Source organism: Aestuariimicrobium sp. T2.26MG-19.2B, assembly GCF_950101875.1.
GTDB lineage: Bacteria > Actinomycetota > Actinomycetes > Propionibacteriales > Propionibacteriaceae > Aestuariimicrobium > Aestuariimicrobium kwangyangense.
This window is the reverse complement of sequence record NZ_CATNLW010000001.1, coordinates 1,697,940-1,720,787: the sequence shown is the minus strand read 5'-3', so window position 1 is coordinate 1,720,787 and position 22,848 is coordinate 1,697,940. Positions and strand designations below refer to the sequence as shown.

20 protein-coding genes are annotated in these 22,848 nt (G+C 69.6%); 9 read left to right on the top strand and 11 right to left on the bottom strand.

All coding sequences use genetic code 11. The features are described 5' to 3' along the window. Positions 1-21: 21 nt before the first annotated feature. The 3 genes from QQZ11_RS07670 to QQZ11_RS07660 form a co-directional block, all read right to left on the bottom strand. Positions 22-381 (bottom strand): NADH-quinone oxidoreductase subunit A, encoded by a 360-nt coding sequence (locus QQZ11_RS07670; RefSeq protein WP_022910989.1) that lies wholly within the window; start codon positions 379-381, stop codon positions 22-24. Positions 382-433: 52 nt separating this feature from the next. Next, positions 434-1,792, bottom strand: a complete 1,359-nt coding sequence (locus QQZ11_RS07665; RefSeq protein WP_284549675.1) for a geranylgeranyl reductase family protein — start codon at positions 1,790-1,792, stop codon at positions 434-436. A gap of 445 nt (positions 1,793-2,237) precedes the next feature. After that, positions 2,238-2,894: a maleylpyruvate isomerase N-terminal domain-containing protein gene (locus QQZ11_RS07660; protein ID WP_051139818.1), complete on the bottom strand. Its 657-nt coding sequence runs from the start codon at positions 2,892-2,894 to the stop codon at positions 2,238-2,240. Positions 2,895-3,106: 212 nt separating this feature from the next. Here QQZ11_RS07660 and QQZ11_RS07655 point away from each other — a divergent pair, with 212 nt between their 5' ends. Further along, positions 3,107-4,351 (top strand): isochorismate synthase, encoded by a 1,245-nt coding sequence (locus QQZ11_RS07655; protein ID WP_284549673.1) that lies wholly within the window; start codon positions 3,107-3,109, stop codon positions 4,349-4,351. A gap of 16 nt (positions 4,352-4,367) precedes the next feature. On the opposite strand, the gene QQZ11_RS07650 is transcribed toward QQZ11_RS07655, so the two are convergent. Together QQZ11_RS07650 and QQZ11_RS07645 are read right to left on the bottom strand one after the other, a co-directional pair. Continuing rightward, positions 4,368-6,182 (bottom strand): DUF6297 family protein, encoded by a 1,815-nt coding sequence (locus QQZ11_RS07650; protein ID WP_284549671.1) that lies wholly within the window; start codon positions 6,180-6,182, stop codon positions 4,368-4,370. Continuing rightward, positions 6,179-6,832 (bottom strand): ABC transporter ATP-binding protein, encoded by a 654-nt coding sequence (locus QQZ11_RS07645; RefSeq protein ID WP_026378167.1) that lies wholly within the window; start codon positions 6,830-6,832, stop codon positions 6,179-6,181. Before QQZ11_RS07645 ends, QQZ11_RS07650 begins: the two co-directional genes overlap by 4 nt. A 141-nt stretch (positions 6,833-6,973) precedes the next feature. Between QQZ11_RS07645 and QQZ11_RS07640 the strand changes: the two genes are divergently transcribed. Both QQZ11_RS07640 and QQZ11_RS07635 read left to right on the top strand, forming a co-directional pair. Continuing rightward, positions 6,974-7,669, top strand: coding sequence for a demethylmenaquinone methyltransferase (locus QQZ11_RS07640; RefSeq protein WP_284549670.1), 696 nt, complete (start codon positions 6,974-6,976; stop codon positions 7,667-7,669). Between the two features lie 13 nt (positions 7,670-7,682). Further along, positions 7,683-9,353, top strand: coding sequence for a TM0106 family RecB-like putative nuclease (locus QQZ11_RS07635; protein ID WP_284549668.1), 1,671 nt, complete (start codon positions 7,683-7,685; stop codon positions 9,351-9,353). Positions 9,354-9,423: 70 nt separating this feature from the next. On the opposite strand, the gene QQZ11_RS07630 is transcribed toward QQZ11_RS07635, so the two are convergent. From QQZ11_RS07630 to QQZ11_RS07605, 6 genes are all read right to left on the bottom strand, one after another. Continuing rightward, complete coding sequence (locus QQZ11_RS07630) at positions 9,424-10,170, bottom strand: ZIP family metal transporter (protein WP_284549666.1); 747 nt, start codon at positions 10,168-10,170, stop codon at positions 9,424-9,426. Positions 10,171-10,290: 120 nt separating this feature from the next. Continuing rightward, positions 10,291-11,880 (bottom strand): 2-succinyl-5-enolpyruvyl-6-hydroxy-3-cyclohexene-1-carboxylic-acid synthase, encoded by a 1,590-nt coding sequence (gene menD, locus QQZ11_RS07625; RefSeq protein ID WP_284549664.1) that lies wholly within the window; start codon positions 11,878-11,880, stop codon positions 10,291-10,293. Next, complete coding sequence (locus tag QQZ11_RS07620) at positions 11,877-12,890, bottom strand: o-succinylbenzoate synthase (protein WP_284549663.1); 1,014 nt, start codon at positions 12,888-12,890, stop codon at positions 11,877-11,879. Before QQZ11_RS07620 ends, menD begins: the two co-directional genes overlap by 4 nt. Before the next feature lie 9 nt (positions 12,891-12,899). Then, entirely contained in the window at positions 12,900-14,282 is a 1,383-nt protein-coding gene (locus QQZ11_RS07615; protein WP_284549661.1) for a hypothetical protein, read from the bottom strand. A 191-nt stretch (positions 14,283-14,473) separates the two neighbouring features. Beyond that, a complete protein-coding gene (locus tag QQZ11_RS07610; RefSeq protein ID WP_284549659.1) occupies positions 14,474-15,373 on the bottom strand; it encodes a 1,4-dihydroxy-2-naphthoate polyprenyltransferase in 900 nt (299 codons plus the stop codon). A gap of 50 nt (positions 15,374-15,423) precedes the next feature. Then, on the bottom strand, positions 15,424-16,587 hold the full coding sequence (locus QQZ11_RS07605; RefSeq protein ID WP_284549658.1) for an AMP-binding protein: 1,164 nt from the start codon (positions 16,585-16,587) through the stop codon (positions 15,424-15,426). Positions 16,588-16,738: 151 nt separating this feature from the next. Here QQZ11_RS07605 and QQZ11_RS07600 point away from each other — a divergent pair, with 151 nt between their 5' ends. The 6 genes from QQZ11_RS07600 to dhaL all read left to right on the top strand — a co-directional run bounded on the left by QQZ11_RS07600 (position 16,739) and on the right by dhaL (position 22,789). Further along, entirely contained in the window at positions 16,739-17,164 is a 426-nt protein-coding gene (locus QQZ11_RS07600) for a MarR family winged helix-turn-helix transcriptional regulator (RefSeq protein WP_022911003.1), read from the top strand. Continuing rightward, entirely contained in the window at positions 17,161-18,444 is a 1,284-nt protein-coding gene (locus QQZ11_RS07595) for an MFS transporter (protein WP_284549657.1), read from the top strand. The genes QQZ11_RS07600 and QQZ11_RS07595 overlap by 4 nt, the downstream gene beginning before the upstream one ends. Positions 18,445-18,498: 54 nt before the next feature. Continuing rightward, positions 18,499-19,380, top strand: coding sequence for a DUF4031 domain-containing protein (locus QQZ11_RS07590; RefSeq protein WP_022911005.1), 882 nt, complete (start codon positions 18,499-18,501; stop codon positions 19,378-19,380). A 71-nt stretch (positions 19,381-19,451) separates the two neighbouring features. Then, the gene (locus QQZ11_RS07585; protein ID WP_284550194.1) at positions 19,452-21,116 is read left to right on the top strand and encodes an inositol monophosphatase family protein; all 1,665 of its coding nucleotides are present in this window, start codon (positions 19,452-19,454) and stop codon (positions 21,114-21,116) included. 53 nt (positions 21,117-21,169) lie between these two features. Continuing rightward, positions 21,170-22,168 (top strand): dihydroxyacetone kinase subunit DhaK, encoded by a 999-nt coding sequence (gene dhaK, locus QQZ11_RS07580; protein ID WP_284549655.1) that lies wholly within the window; start codon positions 21,170-21,172, stop codon positions 22,166-22,168. After that, entirely contained in the window at positions 22,169-22,789 is a 621-nt protein-coding gene (dhaL, locus tag QQZ11_RS07575; protein ID WP_284549653.1) for a dihydroxyacetone kinase subunit DhaL, read from the top strand. Positions 22,790-22,848: the final 59 nt, after the last annotated feature.

Sequence of the window (22,848 nt, the reverse complement as noted above, 5' to 3'; positions counted from 1 at the left end):
GTTCCTCTCTTGCCCGCCCGCTCAGTCCCAGTCCAGGCCGCCGCGGCGGAGGACGTAGAAGTAGGCGACGAACACGGTCACGATGAACAGCACCATCTCGACGACCGCGAACAGGCCGAGACGGTTGAACGAGACGGCCCACGGGTAGAGGAACACGATCTCGATGTCGAAGACGATGAACAACATGGCGGTGATGTAGTACTTCACCGGGAAGCGTCCGCCGCCGACGGGCTGGGGGGTGGGCTGGATGCCGCACTCGTAGGAGTCGTACTTGGCCCGGTTGTAGCGCTGGGGACCCACGTTGATCGACAGGATGATCGACACGATGATGAACAGCGCCGCCAGGGCGGCAAGTCCGATGATCGGGATGTAGGCGTTCACGAGTCCCCTCCTGGGCCGAACGGGTGTTGGTCAACTGAGCTGGTGGGCGCGATCATGCCGATGGCGCCATTCTGCGCAGGGCGTTGATGGTCTTGTCCATCACATCGCCGTCGTGTTCGTCGGTGAGGTTGGCGAGCAGTTTGTGCACCAACCTCATCAGGTTCTTGCGGGGCAGCCCGTGGCGCACGCACAGCTTCATGATCTCGGGGTGGCCGATCAGCTTGGCGAAGATCGTCCCGAGCCGGAAGTAGCCGCCCATGTCGGACTTGAGGTGGGTGACGTAGCCACGCAGTGCCAGTTCGGCGTTCGGTGTGCCGAAACCGCGGGAGCGGGCCTCGCTGATCGCCTCGGCCGCCAGTGCCGCCGCCTCCAGCGCGTAGTCGATGCCCTCACCGTTGAACGGGTTCACCATGCCGCCGGAGTCGCCGACCAGCAGCAGGCCGCGGTCATAGGCGGGCTGGCGGTTGAACCCCATCGGCAGGGCCGCACCTCGGATCGGTCCGCGCAGGTTCTCGTCGGTGAAGCCCCACTCGGGCGGGCAGGCGGCCAGCCAGGTGCGCATCAGTTCGCGGTAGTCGGTCTTGGCGAACGCGGGCGAGGTGTCGAGCATGCCGAGGCCGACGTTCGCGATCCCCTCCCCCGTCGGGAAGGCCCAGCCGTAGCCGGGGAGCAGGTTCGAGGCGTGGGGTTTCCCGTCCCACAGTTCGAGCCACGACTCCATCCAGTCGCCGTTGCCGCGCTCGCACTCGAAGTAGGCACGCACCGCAACACCCATGGGGCGGTCTTCGCGCTTGGTGATGCCCATGGCCACGGAGAGGCGGCTCGAGACCCCGTCAGCGGCGACCACGACCGGGGCGCGGAACTCGCGGCCGTCCTTGGTGGTGACGCCGACGATGCGGTTGCTGGTCTCGTCGATGATCGGGGCGGTCACCTGGGCACCCGTGAACAGGTGTGCGCCCAGCGCGACGGCGTGCGCCGCCAGCAGTGCGTCGAAGTCCTCCCGGCGGCGGACGAGTCCGTAGTTGGGGAAGTCCTTCAGTTCGGGCCAGGGCATGTCGAAGGGTTCGACCCGACCGCCGTAGACCCGCAGGCCACGGTTGCGGTGCCAGCCGTTCTCCTCGGAGGTGTCGATGCCCAGGTTGACCAGTTGCTTGACCGCGCGAGGGGTGAGGCCGTCGCCGCAGATCTTGTCGCGGGGGTAGCTGGCCTTCTCGAGCAGCACCACGTCGAGGCCCCGACGGGCGAGGTGGGCGGCGGTGGCCGCTCCGGCGGGCCCTCCCCCGACGACGATGGCATCGCAGGAGCGCGGCTTGCGCGAGCTGGCCGAGGTCGAGTCTGGTGACTGGCTGGGGGTTTCGGGGAGGGAGGTGGGTGCAGGGGCTGCCGGGCTGGCGGCCTGTGCGTCACTCATCGCTTCTCCCACGGGTGCCTCGCAGCACCCACTCAGCAGTGCGAGCGACCCCTGGGCCGCCCGGTTCGAGCCTTACTCTAGGCCGAATTGCCGAACCGCGCTAAACCAGCGTTCACCCCCATGAGACTGCGGGCTGACAAGCCATGACGCTTCTGATTTAGGCAATCGCAGGGTTGCGTTAATGAGCGCTTGAGGGCTGGCCCACACGGCTCCCGACCCGCAGTGGGGACGCGGGTGAGCCTCGGGAGGCGTGGCTGGGTGACGCGTCGCCCCTTGGCGCGGCCAGCTGAACCATTCCGGCTTCCGGATGCCCTGCGACCCCGATTCGCCGGGCTCAGGGCCAACGAGCGGCCGGATCGGGTCAGCTTCCTCGCGAGGCGGCAGGCTTGCCGACTGCCTCACCGGAGGCCCGCCCTCGGCGGACGCGTCTGCGGGCGCCATGGCTTCAGCGGGCGCGGATGCCCGCGAACACCGAGTAGCCCTCGGGCAGGCTCCCCCGCCCCGACAGCGCCCGCGCCAAGCTGGCCCCGTGGCCGTCGAGCAGCACCAGTTCCGAGAGCACCTGGATGGTCTGGCGCATCGGGTCGACCGGAACCATCAGGTCGCAACCCAGCGCGCGGGCCAGGTCGAGGCAGTGCAGAACGAGTTCGAGGGTGCGCGTGGGCAGGTAGGCCGACAGGTGCATCGAGCCCCCGCGGGTGACGATCACCGGGTCGACGCGATGGTCGCCGTCACCTTCATCGGTCAACGCCTCGAGCCGGTCGAGAACACGCTCCAGCAGGTCGCGCACGAAGACCGCAGGCTGGTCCCCCAGCGCCTGGCCGGCCTCGCGTCCGCGTTCGGCGATGGAGGCGTTGTCGATCGTCTGGATCGCCTGGTGGTAGTACCCGCTGGGCGTGTGGTGGTCGGGGTGATCGGCCCGCTCGTCCAGGTAGGCATCGACGGTCGTGAGGGCCCGGGTGGTGTGGCCCACCAGGTCGCGCACCGTCCACTCGTCGGTGGCCGGCCGAGCCAGCTGATCCTCGTCGAGGTCCTCGATCAGGTCGGCGAACATGCGCCCCGCCTCTTCGAAGATCGCCAGGTTGGCGTCCAGCTGCGTCATCACGGCCTCCTTGTCGCGTTGGTCCCAGCGTGTCATGGCAGCCCGCCGCAGGCGAAGCCGGGACGGCCATTCCGCTGCCCTCCGGGCGGCTGCCGGATGGCTCGTCCACCGTCGTCCAAGAGGGGGTTCATCACGGCGCCCTGTGTCAATCCAGCCGGGTCAATCCAGCCGGTCGTCCCTACCTCCCGAGGCCTGTTGGCTAGGCTGCGAGGGTGATCCTCAATCCCGGTTCCGCGCGGCTGCGGGCCCGTACCGTGGCCATCCCCGACCCGGGACCGCTCGAGACCTACCTGCCCCGGGACGGCGCGTCCGCCTTCCTGCGCAAGGGCGACGGGATCGTGGGCATCGGCGAGGTGGCGAGGTTCGCCACCGATTCCCTCGACGCAGCCGACATCTGGTGGACGGAGTTCTCAGCCACCATCGAGCACGAGACCGAGCTGTACGGCCAGTACGGCACCGGACCGGTCGCGCTCGGGTCATTCGCCTTCGATCCCGACCACTCGAACGAGCCCTCCGTGCTGGTCGTTCCCGAGGTGGTCATCGGCCGCCGGGACGGCCAGAGTTGGTACACACGGCTGGGCTACGGGCGCCTGGTGGACGACCCTCCCGAGCGGCAGCCGGCCCCCGAGGCCCCAGGCGAGCTGTCGTGGTCGGACGGGGCGATGTCGGGCGTCGACTGGGAACTGATGGTCGGCGAGGCTGTCAAGATGCTCAACCGGGGTGAACTCGAGAAGATCGTGCTCGCCCGGGACCTGATCGCCCGGGCGAGTGGCCCCATCGACCCTCGCTGGGTCGTCGAGCGACTCACCACCAGCTACGCCAACACCTGGACCTTCCTGCTGGACGGCCTGCTGGGAGCCACCCCCGAGATGCTGGTGCGCCGCCGGGGCGGACTGGCCACCTCACGGGTGCTCGCCGGCACCATCCGACGGGGCACCGACGACGAGGCCTCACGGTTGGCGGAGGCGCTGCGCTCGTCCAGCAAGAACCTGCGCGAGCACGAGTACGCCGTGCGCTCGGTGGCAGAGCGACTCGCCCCGTTCTGCTCGGGAATGAACGTGCCCGAGGCCCCCTCGATCCTCGAGCTGCCGAACGTGCTGCACCTGGCCACCGACATCACGGGCGCGGTCGTCGACAACGTGACGGCCCTGGCGCTGGCGGCGGCGGTGCACCCCTCGGCTGCGGTCTGCGGGTCGCCCACCCACGTGGCCCTCGACCTGATCAACGAACTCGAGACCCTCGATCGTGGACGCTACGCCGGCCCGGTCGGCTGGATCGACACCGCCGGCGACGGTGAGTGGGCGTTGGCGCTGCGCTCGGGGCAGATCCACCAGGCCACGCCCAACGAGATCCAGATCTATGCCGGGGCCGGCATCATGAGCGACTCCAACCCGGCCGAGGAACTCGCCGAGACGATCGCCAAGTTCCGCCCGATGCGCGACGCCCTCTCCGGCTGACCGGAAGCAGTCAGCCTCACTCCCCGCGCTTGATCCTGATCTTCTGGCCGGCGGGTGTCGTGGCCTTGCCAGCCGGCTTGGACGATGGGCCCTTGCCGGCCGCAGGGTTGCCGGCGGCCTGACCCAGCCGGGACTCGTTCAACTGCTTCTTCTGCTGTTCCTGCAGTTCACGCATCTCTTCGGGGTCGATGCCGCCCACGCGCAGGAAGCTGAAGATGATGATGCCGAGCACCACAGAGATCCACGGCGTCCAGCCGAACACGGCGGGCACGCTCATCAGCGCCACCATGTCGAAGCCGCGCACCAGGTTGAACATCAGCCCGGGCGGCATGGCTCCCATGCTGGTGGCCACCATCGGTGCCTGGTAGTTCGCCGACTTGGCCGACTGCCAGCGCATCGCGGCGAGCATGCCGGCGAAACCGGTGACGAGGGCCCACATGGCGGCGTCAACGGGGGTCTTGCCGACCATGGACGTGCCGCCAACACCCACGAATGCAGGGGTCACCGCGATCCCCCACACCAGGGCCAGCACGCCCGGCACCACACAGGTGGCGGTGCGGATCTGGGCCGTGGTGAACGGGAACGCGCGGGCCAGACCCTTGGTGCGCGACAGGATGCGAAGTGAGGTGAAGAAGGGGATGAGCGCAGCCATCAACACGATGGCGGCGATCGGGACGACCAGTCGTCCCAGCCCCAGCGCCTGCACGGAATAGGGGACGACCACCGAGGCCGCGAGCAGCACCAACGGCTTGGGGAAGCGGATGATCCGCTGCACGTCGCGCAGCACCAGGGCGGTGAGCCCGGTGCCTCGTCCGCGGGTGGGTCGGACGTGCCCCCGGTCGACGGCTTCACGCTCGACCAGGATGTCGCGCATCAGCCCGAAGTCCATGGCGAACATGGCCCCCTGCATACCGCTGATCAGCGAACCACCGGACGTGAGTCGGGAGCGGCGGATGCGGTCGAGACGAGTGCGGGCGATGATGCCCGCGCCGACCGCCAGCAGCAGCCCTGCGGCGGCGACGATCGCGGCGAGTTCGACGGCGAGGTTGTCGGTGAGGCCCAGGTCGATCCACCCCGAGGCGGTCGCCACCACCAGCAGCAACGCGGTCAGGCCGACCAGCGACACGATGGCCTGGATTGTCTTCACGATCCAGGTGCGTTCGGCGCCCTGCTCGGCCGCGGCCATGGCGGTCAGACCTGCTGCGCCCAACCCGGTGGCCACCGTCCAGGCGATCACGGCGTCACCGGACGAACCGGTCAGCGTGCTGGTCAGGGCACCCACGGCGGCTCCGCCGACCAGGGCCAGCAGGATGGCGGCGAGCAGGCGTGCGGCCAGCAGTTTCGAGCGGCGCAGCGGCGCCTCCATCAGCCAGAATCCCTCGGCGGCAGAGGCCAGGACCGGGCCGAACATGCGGGCCGCACCCAGGGCCAGACCCAGCACCCCGGCCAGGGCAGCCCACGGGAGCAGGCCGCGGGCGGCACCGCACGAGTCGGCGGAGCAGTCGGCGGCCAAGGACTGGGCCCGGATCAGCGAGCTGATCATCATCGCCGCGATGACGGCGACGGAGAAGAGGGCGACGTAGGCGTCCGAGAGCATCTGGCCGACGCTGCGGGTGGCTCGTCCGCGGCGCCAGTCCTTGATCAGCAGTTGGAGTTGTCGCTCGTCGACCTGGTGCTGGTGCAGGGAGTTCACGTCCTGCTGCACCACCAGGCGAGCGGGTTCGGGCAGGGCTTCCGGCTGCTCCGCGAGCACCACCACGGGTTCGCTGGCCTGACCCGCCTTGGGGGCGGTGGCCTTGGGCCCGGACTTCTTGCGACTGAGGCGGCTCATCCGCGGGCACCTCCGAGCTGGACGATGCGGCAGCCGAGGGCCTCGACCAGCGACGGTTCGTGTGAGGCCAGCACGATGGCCAGTCCGCGCTCCTTCTCGGCGCGCAGTCGCTCACCCAGCCAACGGATGCCCTCGACGTCGAGTCGCTGCTCGGGCTCGTCGAGCACCAGCAGCTTGCGGGGGCGAACCATGGCGGTGGCCAGTGCGAGGCGGCGGCGCTGCCCGGACGACAGGGTGCCCGGGAGCTGGCCCGACTGCGGCACCAACTGCACCTCCTCGAGCACCTCGTCGACCAACGCATCGGCGTCGTCGAGCCCGTGGGCTCGCGCCAACAGGTCGAGGTGTTCGACCACTGACAGGTCGGGGAAGAAGTCGAGGTCGTCGATGACGGTGGCGACGTTGCGGCGGATGTCGACGTTGGACTCACTCACCTTCTCGCCGAGCACCTCGACGGTGCCCTCGGTGGGGCGGTCGGCGCCCACCAGACAGCGCAGCACGGTCGACTTGCCCGCGCCGTTTCGTCCGGTGAGGGCCACCGCCTCACCCTCACGTACTTCGAGGGAGAAGTTCTCGACGATGACGCTGGGTCCGTAGGACTTGGAGAGGTTCGTCACCTTGAGGACGACGGTGCGGGCTGCCATGGCATCCATCGTAGAAGGGTTTTGTCGGGCCCCCGACCCAGGCCCGGCCAGCCTGTGGACGACGGACCGCCTCCGGCTCGCCACGACGCACGGCGCGATCTGACGCCACCGGGTCGAATCCTGTCGTAGGGGTGTGCCACAGTGGTGGCCGTGGTGGAGATTCGAGCTGACCTGTCCAAACGGCGCGCCGACGTGAGCGCGATGTTCGACGGGGTGGCGCAGCGATATGACCTGCTCAACCGCATGTTGACCATGGGGGTCGACACCAACTGGCGCCACGAGGTCGTCGAGGCCCTCGAACCTCGTGCGGGTGAGCGTGTCCTCGACCTGGCGGCGGGCACCGGGGCGTCGTCCGCGCCGATCGCCGACCGCGGGGCTGGCGTCTACTGCACCGACCTCTCGCTCGGCATGCTCGCGGAGGGCCACCGCCGTCACCCCGAGCTCACGTTCGTCGCCGGGGATGCACTGCAACTGCCCTGGGCTGACGACTCCTTCGACGCCGTCACCATCAGCTTCGGCCTGCGCAATGTCGAGGACACGGTCGGTGCCCTGCGGGAGATGAGGCGGGTGACCCGGCCGGGTGGGCGACTGCTGATCTGCGAGTTCTCGACCCCCGTCAACAGCGGTTTCCGCCGGCTGTACGAGACCTATCTGTCGACGGTCTTCCCGATCGGACGAAGGTTCGCCAGCAACCCGGCCGCCTACGACTACCTGGCCGAGTCCATCCGCGCCTGGCCGGACCAGCAGGGGCTGGCCGACCTGATCGACGAGGCGGGGTGGCGGGCACCGGGATGGATGAACCTCTCAGGGGGCATCGTCGCCCTGCATCGCGCCTGGGCCGACTGAACGTGGGCTGCCGATGATCCTGCTGGGGCCGTACGCGGCGCAGAGTTGCCCGGTCAAGACGCAGCACGAGTACGACCCGCTGTCCCCTGACGCGCCAGTCGACGACGCCTCCGCGCAGGAGCGTTTCGCGGGGGCCAACCTGTTCAAGGACGAGATCCACCCGATTCTGGCAGGGGTGCCGGGAGCGGTCGACCTGCGCGACCACCCCGATGCCCTGCAGCTGACCCGTGAGGCGGTGGCGGCAGGCGCTCCCGTCATCCTGGGACCCCGGCTCCCCTGGTCGTTGGAGGGGCACCGCAAGGGAAGCCCCGAGGCCTTGGTGCGTGACGCCGACCGCGAGGACGGTCGTCCCGGGTACCTTCCGCTGCGGATCAAGAAGCACCTGGTGCTCGAACGCCAGAAGATGGCGGAGCCGTGGGTGTGGGTCTCTCGGCTGGGCGACCCTGCCCGCACCTCTGCCGTGGTGCCCGAACTCAGCTTCCGTAGTGGTCGTGAGTCCGATGCCCTGCAGTTGGCCCACTTCTGGCGCCTGCTCGAGGAGATCGAATGGGTCTCCCCCGGGGCGCCGGTCGGGGCCCTGATCGGCACGGATCGACTCGACCTGTTCGACGACGACCGGGGCGTGGTCTGGCTGAGCCTGATCCACAAGGCCTTCCGCACCTTCTCGCGAACCGCCCAGACGGGCTGGAAGCGTCGCTCGGCCATCGAACGCTACGACCACGAGTTCGGCTTCCGCCTGAAGGTCGCCCAGATGGCCAGCGAGCACACCTCGCCGGCGAGCCGGCTGATGGTGCAACCGATCGTCACCCGAGAGTGCAACTCGTGTCAGTGGTGGTCGGTGTGTGCGCCAGCCCTCGACGACGACGACCTCAGCGCGCAGATCCTCAAGTCGCCCCTTGACGTCCGCGAGATCGGGGCCCTGCGCAAGCTCGGCGTGGCCACGGTGCAGGACTTGGTCAGCATCGATCTGGACGACCTGATGCCGCGCTACCTGCCCGAGGTGCAGCATCGTCCGGGCGGGGCGGGACGACTCGAACTGGCCAAGCGCCGGGCACGGTTGATCGCCGACGGGGTCACCCTCGATCGGATCAACGACATCCCCGTGCGGTTGCCCGAGCACGAGTTGGAGGTCGACTTCGACATCGAGACCAGCCGCGACGACCGGATCTACCTGTGGGGATTCCTGGTGCACGACCGGGCCAGCGGTGAGGTGTACTACAAGGCCTTCGCCGAGTTCGAGACGCTCGAGGATCACACCGAGGGCGACCTCGCCAAGCAGGCGGCGGCGTGGCTGGTCGACCTCTGCGCCGGCCGGGACGCCATGGTCTACCACTACTCCGACTACGAACTGGTGCACCTTGCGAAGGTCGGAGGCATGACCCAGGACGCCGGAGTGTTGTCGCTGGCCGCCAACCACGCCCTGTTCACCGACCTGTTCACCACCGTGCGTGACCACTGGTTCGGTGCGCAGGGGCTGGGACTGAAAGTGGTCGCAGCCGAGGGACCCGGGTTCTCGTGGCGCGATGTCGATCCCTCTGGCCTCGCCTCGCAGACATGGTTCGACGAGGCCGTCAACGGTGCGACGGAGGCCGTCCGGAGTGCCGCCGCCACCCGACTGCTCGAGTACAACGAGGACGACGTGCGCGCCACCTTCGCCGTCCGGGAGTGGTTGCGGCGGAACTGACGCTCCCTCGGGTCGCACCCTGGAACAGATGGTCCGCGCGCGGCCCGACGAGGTGCTTGGGCAGAGCCCGTCAGAACTGGCTGAGAAAGAAGGAGAGGATGAAACCGAGCGCCGTGAGCAGACCGCTTGTCGCTCCCCCGCGCTCGAAGGCCTCCGGCATCATGGTGTCCGCGAGCATGGTGATGACCGCCCCGGCCGCGAACGCCTCGACGGCGCCGACGACGACGTCAGGAGCCTGGGCGAGGAGCACGAAGCCCAGGAGTGCCGAGATGGCTGAAGCCACTGTGACCGCGAGCCAGAGGAGCAAGATGTAGCGCACCGAGCGCCCGTTCTTGCGCATGCCGGCCGACGACGACCAGCCCTCGGGAATGTTGGACAGGAATACGGCGGCGACCACGGGAACGCCAACGGAACCACCGCCGAGCAGACTGATGCCTATCGCTGCGGATTCAGGGATGCCGTCGAGAAGCGCTCCCAGTGCCAGCATCATTCCCTTGTTGTTGCTCGCGCCCTTCTGGCCGACGCCTCGCTGCCCTCCGGAGCGTTTGCGATCGTGGGCGCCGTGCCGCTCCAGGATGACGCTTCCCAGGAAGAAGGCCATCGCCCCGAGCGCCAGTCCGATCGTCACGGCGAGGTAGCCGCCTTTGTCGAAAGCCTCAGCAGTCAGGGAGAAGGCCAGGGCACTGATCAGCACGCCGGAGCCGAAGGCCATCACGCCTCCGATGAGGCGCGGCGATCCCTTCACGTAGACCCCCAGCACTGCACCGAGCAGCACGGCTCCGCCGGCGACCGCTCCCCAGAACAACGCCCACCACATGATGCCTCCCGGAAATTCCCGCTCGTCCTGTGCGCGACCGCTCCGTGGCCGGCTCCTCGCTCCACGCAGGCTTGCCCTCGTCCTCCTTGACCTCCTCGTTGAGATCCAGCACGAGGCTACCTACTCGACCGGCGCGGTACCCGTGAGTCGGGCGACGATGACCTGCCAGCCGTGCTCGGGGTGGGGGGAGGCGAGCGCCTCGTCCAGTTCGCTGAGCGAACGAACCGCCCGCGCATCGGCGCCCAACCCGCTCGCCGCGGCGACCAGGTCGACCCGCTGGGGTGTGCCGAAGACCCGAGCGAAGTGGCGGCCGTAGACCTCGGCTCCCTGCTCGAGGCCGGCGAAGATCGCTCCTCCGTGGTCATCGACGACCACCACCCGCACCCCCGGGTCCTGCTCCAGGTCGCCGCCCACCAGCGCCGTCAGGTCATGGACCGTTGTCAGGTCTCCGAGCAGCACGGTGGTGCCCAGGCCGGTGACCAAGCGGGTGCCGAGCGCGGTCGACAGGGTGCCGTCAATGCCCGCCAGACCCCGGTTGGCGAACACGATGGGCCCCTCGTTGGGCACGGGAGCGCGGTCAGCCCAACGGATGGGAGCCGAGGAACCCAGCACCAGGGCCTCCCCCGGGGTGACCGACAGCAGAACCCGCTCCGTCACCGACCTCGACGTCCACCCGCCATCGGGCGCCTCGACGTTGGCGGGGTGGTCGAGCCACCGACGCAGCCAGGCGCCGTCAGCGGTGCCACCGGCGATCACCGCGTCGACCACCGAGGTCGCGGCCCAGCCCGGGTCGACCCAGCTGGCCCGGTCGGCGACCATGATCACTTCGCAGTCCGAGCGGCCCAACAGACGGGTCATGGGGCGTGACAGGGTGGGATGGCCGAACACGATGACCCGTTCGATGTCGCCGACCAGGTCGCTCGTCAACAGGTCGGCCACCCGACCGACGGCGAACCCCCCGCTGCGCGCATTGGACGAAGGCTCGGCCAGCAGCGGCACCCCCAGTTGCTCGGCGAAGGCGCGCGCGGCCCGTCCGTGCGGGGGGGTGGCGTCGCCGGCCACCACGACGGTGCGAGGTCCGGGATTGATCATGGTCGGCTCGGCTGGGCGCGCCGCTGCCACCGATCGTGGCGCAGGCGCCTCGTCCAGCCACCGGGACTCCATCAGGGAGGGATCGACCAACGGGGTGGCCAGGCCAAGGTTGACGTGCACCGGCCCGGGCTCGCGGGTGCGGGTCCCCGCCGCCAAGGTGAGCGCGCGGACGAGTTGCCCCCGCCAGGTCTGCGGGCGGCCCGACTCGTCGGCCAGGTCGACGCTGTCAAGCACGTGGGGCCCGAAGAGGCCCACCTGCCGGGTCGTCTGGTTCGACCCCGAATCACGCAACGACAAGGGGCGATCGGCTGACATGACGACCAGGGACAGCCCCGAGTGGTGGGCCTCGGCGACCGCAGGGTGCAGGTTGGCCACGGCAGTGCCCGAGGTGGTGACCACACCCACCAGCCCCCCGCTCGCCTTGGCCAGACCGAGTGCGAGGAAACCGGCGGAGCGTTCGTCCACGCGCACGTGCAGACGCAGTCGTCCGGCCTCGTGGGCCGTGGCGAGGGCCAGCGCGAGACCGGCGTTGCGCGACCCGGGACTCAGCACCACCTCGCGCACTCCAGCAGCGATCAGGGTCTGCACGACGGTGCGAGCCAGCAGGGGTGCGTTCACGGGCCCACTGTCCCACGAGCGCCGGCCTCGGCCAGTCGTCGGGTCGTCGCCAGCCGCTCGAGCCACCAGCGCTCGCGCTCCTGCGATGGCGCGTGCCGCCCGAGCAGCACCTCATCGGCCGACACCTCGCGCACCTCGATGGCGCCCCCGACGGCGACCAGCGGTTCGTCCACGAGGTCTGAGGTGAGCAGGGTCGACGTGTTCAGTCCGCAGTCGTAGGGCAATTCCGGGAGCGCAGCAGCCAGGGCGATGCCCATCCGCAGTCCCAGCGATGTCTCCAGTGCGCTCGACACCACGACCGGCAGTCCGAGCCGTTCGGCCAACTCGAGGCAGCGCCGCACCCCACCCAGTGGCTGCACCTTGAGCACGGCGATGTCGGCCGCTTCGAGGGCCACCACCCGTTCGGGGTCACCGGAGCGGCGGATCGACTCGTCGGCTGCGATCGGCACGTCGATTCCCGCCCGCGCCAGACGAACGCGCAGACTGGCCAACTCCTCTGTGGTCGCACAGGGCTGCTCCACGTACTCCAGCCCGATGGAACGGAAGCGGGTGATGGCCTCGACGGCCTCGTCCACGCTCCAGGCACCGTTGGCGTCGATCCGCACCCGGCCGTCGGCACCCAATGCCTCCCTCACGGCGGCGAGTCGATCATGGTCACTGGACAGGTCGGATCGCGGATCGGCCACCTTCACCTTCGCCGTCCGACAGCCCTGGGCGAGCACCCACCGCTGGGCCTGGTCGGGGGGGATCACCGGGACCGTGCTGTTCACCGCGACCCTGGTGCGCACGGGCGCCGGGAAGCCCCGCGTGCAGGCCTCCTCGCAGGCCAGCCACCAGCCCACCAGCTCGCTGCCCGAGTAGTCGAGGAAGGGGCTGAACTCGCCCCATCCTGCGGGGCCGCGCAGCACCAGCCCCTCTCGTCGCTGGATGCCGCGGAAGCGCATCCGCAGGTCGATCCCGTAGGAGTGGATCTCGGTGGCTGTCGCCTCCAGCCAAGCTGTCGTCGTCACGGCGCCGGGTCAGCTGGTGAGGGCGGCGTCGAGCATGCGGTCGGTTCCGGCCAGGTAGTCCCGCCACGTGTTCTGCACCGCCACGTCGGGGCGGAACTGCCCCACCCCCTGCAGCAGGAACTTGTCGGGCAACCACACGTCACCCCACAGCCCGGCGTCGTGGGAGAGGTCGTGCCAGTCGTGGCAGAGCTGCACTGTCAGCCCTGAGCGGGGCAGCACCACCAGTCGTCCCTGACCACGGAACTTCAACTCGTCGCCGACCTCATTGCCCACCAACAGGGTGCGCTCGGGGGCATGGGCCAGCACCTGGCTGGCGGCGATCAACCCTCCCCCGACGGTGTTGGGGCCGATCACGACACGAATTGGCACGCTCAGGGTGCGGGCACGCTCGGCGACCGCCCGCACCAACGGCAGCACGGCGCGGTAGTCACCACCGGCGGCGTAGCGCACGTCGACCACGTACCTGGAGGGTTCGTCGTCGGCCAGATCGGCGACCGCCCGCTCGACCACCTGGGACGAGGGGTCGCGACCGTCGGCGCTGCTGAGCAGCCGGAGGTAGCTGGCGTCGCCCAGCCGGGTGTGCCAGACCAGGTCGTTGAGTCGACGCTGGGAGACCGGCAGACGTTCCTCGTCCAACTGGTCGAGGGCGGTCACCCAGCCGCGGGTGCCCAGCCCCGCGTCCCCGGGGAACCGGTCACGGAAGTCGGCGAGCGGACCGCCGGGGAGGGCCTCGACATCTGCGGTGAGGTGGGTCACCGTGACGGTGCCATCGACGGCCTCGGTCTCGAGGCGGACCGGGACCCGTTGGTCGGTGAGTTGCCCGATCCGCTGCAGTGCCGCTGGCACCGTGAAGAACCAGGCGCTTCGGTTGCGCTGCCAGGCGCGGGTCCCGCCACCGATGAATCGGACGAACCCGGGCCACACGTCGTGGGGTTGGCCACCACCGATCCTGAGCACGCGTTGCCCGACCAGCTCGGCGTGCTCGGGTCGGGCCTTCACCACCACCAGGTCGTCCGCCATCCAGCTGAAACGCACCGGCAGGCGATGGGCGCTGGTGGTCAACAGGCTGGTGGCCGCGTTGTGGAACTGGGCCAGCGCCTCCGAGGTGGTCAGCGTGAGGTCGTCGACGCTGCCGGACGGGCGGGTCGCCAGCACCTCCGAGAACGCGAGCCATTCCTGGCGGGTCGCCCCCAGTTCCAGGCGGCGGACGGCGCGGCGCAGGTACTTCACGTCACCGGCCAGTCCGGCGGGCAACCGACGGCTCCCCGGGGTCGGCAGCAGGGTCCTGGCCAACGATCCCTGGTCGATGCTCCCGGCGAGGGCGACCACGCCGGCGGTCGCAGCCGCCGATGCGATCAGCACCTTGTGCCGGGTCTTGAGCCTGGGATTCACGGAATCTCCGTTTCTTGGAAGGCCGTACTGACTCGCTCGGACGACTCCTGCCAACGGCATCAGCCCGAGCCGAGCGTGCTCCCACTTCACCACTGACCAGGGGCGGCGCTCAAGCGGGGTGCCAGTTCGTCACCCTCCCGTGACCTGCCCCTTCCCCGGCCCCGTCTCCCGTCGAACCGGTGGCTGGTGGGTCACCAGCGGGCGAGGACGGCGCCGAGCACGAGTCCGATGCCGAGCAACAGTTCGGCCTGACCGGTGAGTTTCAGCACGGGGATCAGGTCACGCCCCAGCGCACCGCCGCGGACCCGGCGCAGGGCCGGCACCAGCCCCACCAGACACACCAGGCCAGCCAGCAACCAGACGCTGGTGAGCGCCGACACGGCCACACATCCCAGGGCGGCCACCACGGCGAGCAGGAGGTAGAAACGGCGGGTGGAGGCGTCGCCGAGACGCGTGGCCAGGGTCCGTTTGCCGACTTCGCGGTCGCCGACGATGTCGCGCAGGTTGTTGGCCACCAGCAGGGCGCAGGCGAGTGCTCCGATGGCCACCGCTGCGATCACCGCCGCCGCGTCGATGGTGCCGGTCAGCAGGTAGTGGGTGCCGCCCACGGCAACCAGCCCGAAGAAGATGAAGACCATCACCTCCCCGAGCCCCGCGTAGCCGTAGGGGTGACTCCCGCCGGTGTAGAACCAGGCCGCCAGGATGCACGCCACGCCGACCGCCACCAGCCACCAGTGGTGGGTCACCAGCACGAGCCCGAGACCCGCCAGCGCGCCCACACCGAAGCAGGCGAAGGCGGCCGCCTTGACCTCCCGTGCGCGAGCGGCCCTCGACCCCACCAGCCTCATCGGGCCCACCCGGTCGTCATCGGTGCCGCGGACACCGTCGGAGTAGTCATTGGCGTAGTTCACCCCCACCTGCAGGGCGAGCGCGACGACGAAGCAGAGGAGCACCACCAGCCACTCGCGACCCCCGAACGATCCCCGGTCGAGGGAGAACAAGGCGGTGGCCGTGCCCGCCATCACGGGTGCGGTGGCGGCTGGCAGGGTCCGTGGACGAGCGCCCTCCACCCATTGGCTGAACGTGGCCATGCACTCACTCCTGGTCAGCGGCCGCGCTCCACCGACCCCGGGCGGGGCCGTCAACCGAAGTGGACGCGCAGACCTTGCCGGTCGATCTTCCCAGAAACGGTGCGGGGCAGCGTGTCGACGCGGGCCAGCCGCTTGGGCAGCGCGGGGGCCTGCAGCCCCTCGTCCCGCAGTTGACCGCGCCACCACCCCAGTGGCTCATCCCCCTCGACGACGAGGCAGACGCTGGCCCCCCACTCGGGATCGGGGGCCGCCACCACGGCAGCGCGGCCCGGCGCGACCCGCTCGACAGCCTGCTGCACCTCGGCGAGGTCGACGTTGACCCCGCCGGAGATGATGACGTCGTCGTAACGGCCCAGCACCCGCAACCGGCCCTGGCGCCAGCGTCCCCTGTCCTGGGTGACCACTCGACCGTCGACCAACGTCTCGGCGGTCAGGTCGGGCCGGTTCCGGTAGCCCGAGAAGAGCATCGGCCCGCTGATGGCGATCCGTCCCTCGTCGATCTCGGGAGCGTCGCCACTGCGGAGCACACCGGGGAACTCGTGCAGCCCCAGCAGGTGGATGCCCACCCCGGGCAGCGGTGAGCCGTCGTAGACGCAGCCTCCGGCGGTCTCGCTCATGCCGTAGGTGGTCACGGCCTTGATGCCCATGCCGCGGGCGCGTGCCAACAGGCCTGCCTCGACCGCCGAACCGCCCACCAGCACCATCCGACACGAAGCCATGCTGCGCACCACCTCGAACACCCCCTCGTCGGCGAGCGCGACGGCGCGGTGCAGTTGGGTGGCGACCACCGACAGGGCCGCGGGTCGTCCCGCCACCACCTCGGCCAGGCCCGACAACGACGCATCGACCTCCGTGAACCGATGACCGGCGATCCTCGCCCTGACCAGCGTCATCAGTCCGGCGACGTACTGCAGCGGAAGGGCGCACACCCAGTCGGCCGGGCCGACGACCTGTTGGGTGGCCAGGCCACCCGCCCGCAGGGCGGACCCGGGAAGACAGACACCCTTGGGAGCCCCGGTCGAACCCGAGGTCGTGACGATGACCCCACCGCCGGCGCTCGTCTCGGGACGATCGGGGGCGAGCCAGTCGAGCCGAGCGGTCCCAGCCGTGTGGTGACCGGGGTCGAGCGGGACCAGCCATTCCTCCTCGTCGAGGGCGCGATCGATCAGCCGTGGCAACTCTTCGGGCCGGCACACCCGGATCGTCCCGGTCATGCTGGTCCAATCATGCTGGTCCAATCATGCTGGGCAGCCTAGTCCCGGCGAGTTGGGGGGATATGGTTAGCCCACGTAAACATTGCTCCTCACGCCTGCGTCGCGCGCCCCGCCGCCGCTGGTCGTGGGACGTACCCCCGGGACCTCGGCCGTGCTTCCTGCCACCTCCACCATCGCCCACGACCTACGCGCCGCCTGCATGCGCATCACCCGACGCGTGCGGCTGCAGGCGACCCGCATCCCCCCGCACTGGTTCACCGTGTTGGCCGCCCTCGACCGGGGGGTGAAGACGGCGACGGAACTCGCCGAGCGGGAGCACGTGTCGGCCCCGAGCATGAGCCGCACCCTGAAGGAACTCGAGGACCGCGGTCTCGTCTCGCGCACCACCGACCCGGACGACCGTCGCTCGCGCATCCTCACCCTCACCGAGGCCGGCCTGCGTGAACTCCACGACGGCCGCCGCAGCCGGGACCACTGGATGGTCGAACGCGTGCGCAGTTGCACCCCGCAGGAGCAGAAAGTCCTGTACGAAGCCACCCTCATCCTCAACCGCCTTCTGGAGGACGACAGTCGATGAGCGTCACGTTCGCGAGCCTGTCCAACCGCAACTACAAGCGCTACTTCATCGGTCTCACCACCTCCAACATCGGCCAGTGGATGGCCCGCACCGCCCAGGCCTGGCTGGTGCTGGTGACCCTCACCGGCGGCAACGCCAGCATGTTGGGTTGGCTGACCACGCTCAGCTTCGCGCCGACCCTGTTGCTGGCGCCCATCGCAGGGTCGATCGCCGACCGGGTCAGCAAGCGGACGATCATGAACGCGGCCGCCTCGATGATGGCCATCGACGCGATCGCGCTGTCGACACTGGTGCTGACTGGGCACGTGCAGTTGTGGCACGTGTTCCTGTTGGCCGGTCTGGACGGCACCGCTGCGGCGTTCGACGGGCCGGCCCGGCAGGCCTTCGTCAGTGAGGTGGTGCCGTTGTCGATGCTGCCGAACGCGATCAGCCTCAACTCGGCGAGCTTCAACGGCGCCCGCCTGCTGGGCCCCGGTATCGCCGGGGTGCTCATCGCCGCCATCGACACCGGCCCCGTGCTTGCCCTCAACGTGCTGAGCTTCGCCGCCCTGATCGTGTCGTTGTCGAGCCTCAACAAGGCCGAACTCCACCCGGCGCGCGCCAAGGGCAAGGGCGGGCTGGTCGAGGGGGTGCGCTATGTCCGCGAACGCGCTGACCTCAAGGTGTTGTTGTTCATCGCGTTCATGTTCGGCACGTTCGGCTTCAACGGCGCGATCTCCAATGCGGTGATGGCCACCGAGGCGTTCGGCAAGGGCCCCAGCGAGTACGGCATGTTGGGCTCCTGGATGGGGCTCGGCGCCCTGACTGGCGCCCTGGCCTCGGCCCGTCGTCCCCGCCCCAGGCTGCGCTACGTGCTCGAGGCGATGGCCGGGTTCGCCATCGTGATGTGCATCTCGGCGATCGCTCCCAACTACTGGTCGTTCGCGGCCCTGCTGGTGGGGGTCGGTTTCACCTCGATCACCTGCATCATCACGGCCAACTCGCTGGTGCAGATGAGCACGGAGCCCGCCATGCGCGGACGGGTGATGAGCCTGTGGGGTGCCGTGATCCTGGGCGGTGTGCCGTTCGTCAGCCCGGTGATCGGCTGGATCGGGGACACCTTCGGCCCCCGCTGGACGGTGGCGGTGCAGGGCATCCCGATCGGGATCACGTTCGTGCTGGTGACCATGTGGATCATGCGCACCGACCAGTTGTCGGTGGTGGTCGACCGCAACAAGCGGGCCCCGTGGCTCCGGTTGGTGCGCGGCCAGGTCACCGAGGACGTTCAACTCGGACGGTGACCGCGGGCGTTGGCCGGAGACCGTGATCCGCGGATGTGTGGCAAGAATGGACCCATGGCGATCCTGATCGACACCCCCCGCTGGCCGGCCCACGGCACGGTCTTCGGGCACCTCGTCAGCGATCACTCCCTGACGGCACTGCACCGCTTCGCCCGCGCCAACGCCCTCGACATCCGGGCCTTCGACCACGACCACTTCGACGTCGCCGAGCACCACTTCGACCGGTTGGTCGACGCAGGGGCCCAGCACATCTCCTCCCGCGAACTCGTCGCGCGGCTCTCCGGGTCGGGACTGCGGGTCCGTCGTCCCGACAAGTTGCCACCGGCTGGCAGCCTGGTCGAACCGTTGAGGTACCAGTGGACGAACCTGGTGCCCTCCGATCCGGCCCTCGGTGATCGGCTGGTCGACGCCTGGTCGGCACCGGGCCGCCACTACCACGACCCCCGCCACCTGTGGATGATGCTGGCGGCGCTCGACGAACTGGGGGCCGCCACCCCCGAACTGCAGCTGGCCACCTGGTTCCACGACGCCATCTACGACGGCATCCCGGTGCAGGACGAGGAGGCCAGCGCCGCCTGGGCCGAGCATGCCCTGGCCGGATTGGTGCCCACCAGCACGGTCGCCGAGGTGGCCAGACTCGTCCGACTGACGATCACCCACGCACCAAGCCGGCACGACGAGGCGGGTCAGGCGCTCAGCGATGCCGACCTGTCGACCCTGGCTGGACCCGAGGGACGGTACTGGATGTACGCCCGGGCCATCCGGATGGAGTACGCCCACGTCGACGACGCCGCCTTCCGCCGCGGACGTGCCCAGGTGCTGCAGGGATTCCTCGAGTCCGAACGCATCTTCCACACCGACCGGGGACTCGAACTGTGGGAGGCCCAGGCGCGGTCGAACCTGACCGGGGAACTCGACTTCCTGCTGCACGACTGACCACACCCTCACCCGCCCACCACAGAACTGCCACAACCTGAACGCCCACCACCCAGGAGCAACCCGTGCCCATGAATGTCTGCCGCGTCGTCGGCCACCGAGGCGATCCGGAGTCGGCTCGCGAGAACACCCTCGATGCCTTCGCCGCGGCGATCGAGGCGGGGGTGGACGTGATCGAACTCGACGTGCGCACCACGTCCGACGGGGTCAGCATCGTGCTCCACGACCCCACGACCTTGCGACTGTGGGGTCGGGCCAGGCCAGTCGGCGAGCAGACGCTGGCCGAGATCCGGGAACTGGGCGTCGGACCCATTCGCATCCCCACCCTGGCCGAGACCATCGACCTGGTGGCGGCCACGTCACCACGCCCCGGTTTCGGACGACCCACGGTGCTGGTCGACACCGTCGATGCCGATGACGCCGAGGTCGCCTGGCGGGTGCTGCGTGACCACCCGCACACGGTGAAGGAGACGGAGCCGGGGAACGGCACGATGGGGCAGACCACGGCGGGGCGGGGCACGGTGGCCATCGAGTGGTGTGGTGACGCGCAGGCCATGCGGCGGATCCGAGAACTCGACCCATCGGCCACGCTCGCGCACAACCACTTGGGAGGGGCGCTCGACCATGACCTGCTGCGACGACAGCGCCCGGACACCGTCAACGTCGAGTGGACCCTGCTCACCCGCGACCTCGTCACCGAGATCCACCAGCTCGGTCTGCGCTGCGCCACGTGGACGGTCGACTCCGCCGAGGAGATGACCTGGCTGCTGGCGCTGGGCGTCGACCAGATCACCACGAACCGCCCGCGGGTGTTGCGAAGCCTGGTGCCGGTCAACACCGGCGAGAACCTGATGGTGGCCGGTTCAAGCCCCCTGGCGCTGGCCTGGGCCGACGCCGATGCGCTCGCCGGGGCTTCCGGGCTCACCGTCGAGGTGGCCCGCTGGGTGTGCGTGGCCAGACAGATCGCCGAGTGGACCATCGCCCACACCCGCACGGCCACCCTGGGCCGGATCACCACCAAGAAGCACGCCGCAGACATCGTGACTGCCGTCGACGTCGCCGTCGAGGAGCGTGTGCGCGCCATCATCGCCGCCGAGTTCCCCGACCACCTGGTCGTCGGCGAGGAGCTGGGCGGGCAGACCCAACCCGGTCGTCCGACCTGGTACCTCGACCCGGTCGACGGCACCACCAACCTCGCCAACCACCTGCCCTGGACCTCGATGAGCCTGGCCCTCGCGGTGGACGACCAACCCGTCGTCGCCGTCGTGGCCCAGCCGTGGTCGGGTGAGATCTTCCTGGCGGTGCGGGGACTCGGTGCCGTGCGCAACGGTGAGCCCCTGCAGATCGGGGCGGTGCGGCAGCTGGCCGGGACGGCGCTGCTCACCGAACTGGCCGGCCACGAGTTCTGGCCCGGCATGCAACCCTTCCTGGCCAGTCTGGCCGACGAGCACGTCACCACCAGGGTGATGGGTTCGGGCACGCTGACGATGACCCGCATCGCCAGCCAGTCAGGCATCGGTGGGTTGGTGCACGAGTTCCACGCCATCGACCATCTGGCAGGGGTGCTGATCGCCTCCGAGGCAGGAGCCCGCATCGTCAACTCCGACGGTGGCGACTCACTGTTCCCCTCTCACGGAGGCATGCTGGTGGCCGCTCCGGGTGCCGCCGAGAAGCTGTGGCCCCTGTGGGAGAGGGCCCTCGCCGAGGCCTCGGACGACGGGCCCATCGGCGGCTGAGGGTTCCTTCACTTCCCCACCCGTGGGGGTGGGCTCGGTGCCAGACTGAGGCCATGAAGAAGCTCATCAACGACGCCGGCGCCGTCGTCCGCGATTCCCTGCTCGGAGTGGAGGCCGCACATGCTGACCGTGTGCGTGTCGACCATGAGCACCGGGTCATCCTGCGCCGCGAACCCACCCGCCAGGGCAAGGTGGCCGTCATCTCGGGCGGAGGCTCCGGCCACGAACCCCTGCACGGGGGTTTCGTCGGTATCGGCATGCTCGATGCCGCCGTCTGCGGTGAGGTCTTCACCTCACCGACACCCGACCAGATCATGGCCGCCACCACGGCCGTCGACGCCGGTGCGGGGGTGCTGCACGTCGTCAAGAACTACACCGGCGACATCATGAACTTCGAGATGGCCGCCGAACTGGCCGATGCCGAATCGGGGGTGCGGGTGGCGGCTGTCGTCGTCGACGACGACGTCGCCGTGCAGGACTCCCTCTACACCGCCGGTCGCCGCGGTGTCGGTCTGACGGTGCTGCTCGAGAAGATCGTCGGAGCCGCCGCCGAGGAGGGACGCGACCTCGACTCCTGCCTGAAGGTCGCCCAGCAGGTCGTGGCCACCGGCCGGTCGATGGGCATGGCCCTGACCAGCTGCACGGTTCCGGCGGCTGGCAAGCCCACCTTCGACCTCGGCGAGGGCGAGATGGAGCTCGGCATCGGCATCCACGGCGAACCGGGCCGCGAGCGACTCCCGCTGGGCAGCGCCAAGGAGGTGGCCGCGCAACTGGTCGAGCCGATCCTGGCCGACCTCGACTTCGCCGGCGACGCCATCGTGATGGTCAACGGCATGGGTGGCACCCCACTGATCGAGCTCTACATCGTCTACGCCGAGGTGAAGGCGCTGCTCGAGAGCCGAGGCGTCACCATCGTCCGCAACCTCGTCGGGAACTACATCACCTCGCTGGAGATGGCAGGCTGTTCCGTGACCGTGCTGAAGGCGGACGACGATCTGCTGAAGCTGTGGGACGCACCGGTGAACACGCCGGGACTTCGTTGGGGAGCCTGAATGACTGACACCGCCGCCGTGGCCACCTGGTTGGCCGATTTCGCTGCTCTGGTGCACGAGAACGCCAACCTTCTGACCGACCTCGACCGCCAGATCGGCGATGCCGATCACGGGTCGAACATGGAACGGGGCATGACGGCGGTGGCCGCCCTGGATCCGGGCCAGTACCCCGAACCGGCGGCGCTGTTGAAGGCCGCCGGCATGACCTTGGTCAGCACGGTGGGTGGGGCGTCCGGACCGTTGTTCGGCACCTTCTTCCTGAGGCTGGCGACGGCGGCCACGGGGCCTGACATGTCCCCGGCCGAGTTCGCGGCGGGACTCGAGGCAGGGCTGGCCGGGGTGGTCGCCCGTGGCAAGGCAGCAGAGGGCGACAAGACCATGATCGACTCCCTCGCACCGGCCGTCCGGGCTTGCCAGGAAGCGATCGCCGGGGGCGACTCCTTGGCAGACGCGCTGCACAAGGCAGCCGAGGCCGCCGCAGCCGGCCGCGACGCGACCGTGCCGCTGATCGCCCGCAAGGGCCGGGCCAGCTATCTGGGCGAGCGCTCCCGGGGGGTGCAGGATCCCGGTGCGACCAGTGTGGCGCTGTTGATCGAGAGCGCTGCCCGCACGCTGCGCTGAGCCCGGTGCTGGGGGTTTTGGGCATGGGGGTGTTGGGCATGGGGGATGGGTTCGAGGTG

What these genes read in the sequence shown, in the direction of transcription:
- QQZ11_RS07665 (WP_284549675.1), bottom strand. Translation starts at nt 1,792, where the DNA reads ATGAGTGACGCACAGGCCGCCAGCCCGGCAGCCCCTGCACCCACCTCC.
- QQZ11_RS07660 (WP_051139818.1), bottom strand. Translation starts at nt 2,894, where the DNA reads ATGACGCAGCTGGACGCCAACCTGGCGATCTTCGAAGAGGCGGGGCGC.
- QQZ11_RS07650 (WP_284549671.1), bottom strand. Translation starts at nt 6,182, where the DNA reads ATGAGCCGCCTCAGTCGCAAGAAGTCCGGGCCCAAGGCCACCGCCCCC.
- QQZ11_RS07645 (WP_026378167.1), bottom strand. Translation starts at nt 6,832, where the DNA reads ATGGATGCCATGGCAGCCCGCACCGTCGTCCTCAAGGTGACGAACCTC.
- QQZ11_RS07635 (WP_284549668.1), top strand. Translation starts at nt 7,683, where the DNA reads ATGATCCTGCTGGGGCCGTACGCGGCGCAGAGTTGCCCGGTCAAGACG.
- QQZ11_RS07630 (WP_284549666.1), bottom strand. Translation starts at nt 10,170, where the DNA reads ATGTGGTGGGCGTTGTTCTGGGGAGCGGTCGCCGGCGGAGCCGTGCTG.
- QQZ11_RS07610 (WP_284549659.1), bottom strand. Translation starts at nt 15,373, where the DNA reads ATGGCCACGTTCAGCCAATGGGTGGAGGGCGCTCGTCCACGGACCCTG.
- QQZ11_RS07605 (WP_284549658.1), bottom strand. Translation starts at nt 16,587, where the DNA reads ATGACCGGGACGATCCGGGTGTGCCGGCCCGAAGAGTTGCCACGGCTG.
- QQZ11_RS07595 (WP_284549657.1), top strand. Translation starts at nt 17,161, where the DNA reads ATGAGCGTCACGTTCGCGAGCCTGTCCAACCGCAACTACAAGCGCTAC.
- QQZ11_RS07590 (WP_022911005.1), top strand. Translation starts at nt 18,499, where the DNA reads ATGGCGATCCTGATCGACACCCCCCGCTGGCCGGCCCACGGCACGGTC.
- QQZ11_RS07585 (WP_284550194.1), top strand. Translation starts at nt 19,452, where the DNA reads ATGAATGTCTGCCGCGTCGTCGGCCACCGAGGCGATCCGGAGTCGGCT.
- dhaK (WP_284549655.1), top strand. Translation starts at nt 21,170, where the DNA reads ATGAAGAAGCTCATCAACGACGCCGGCGCCGTCGTCCGCGATTCCCTG.
- dhaL (WP_284549653.1), top strand. Translation starts at nt 22,169, where the DNA reads ATGACTGACACCGCCGCCGTGGCCACCTGGTTGGCCGATTTCGCTGCT.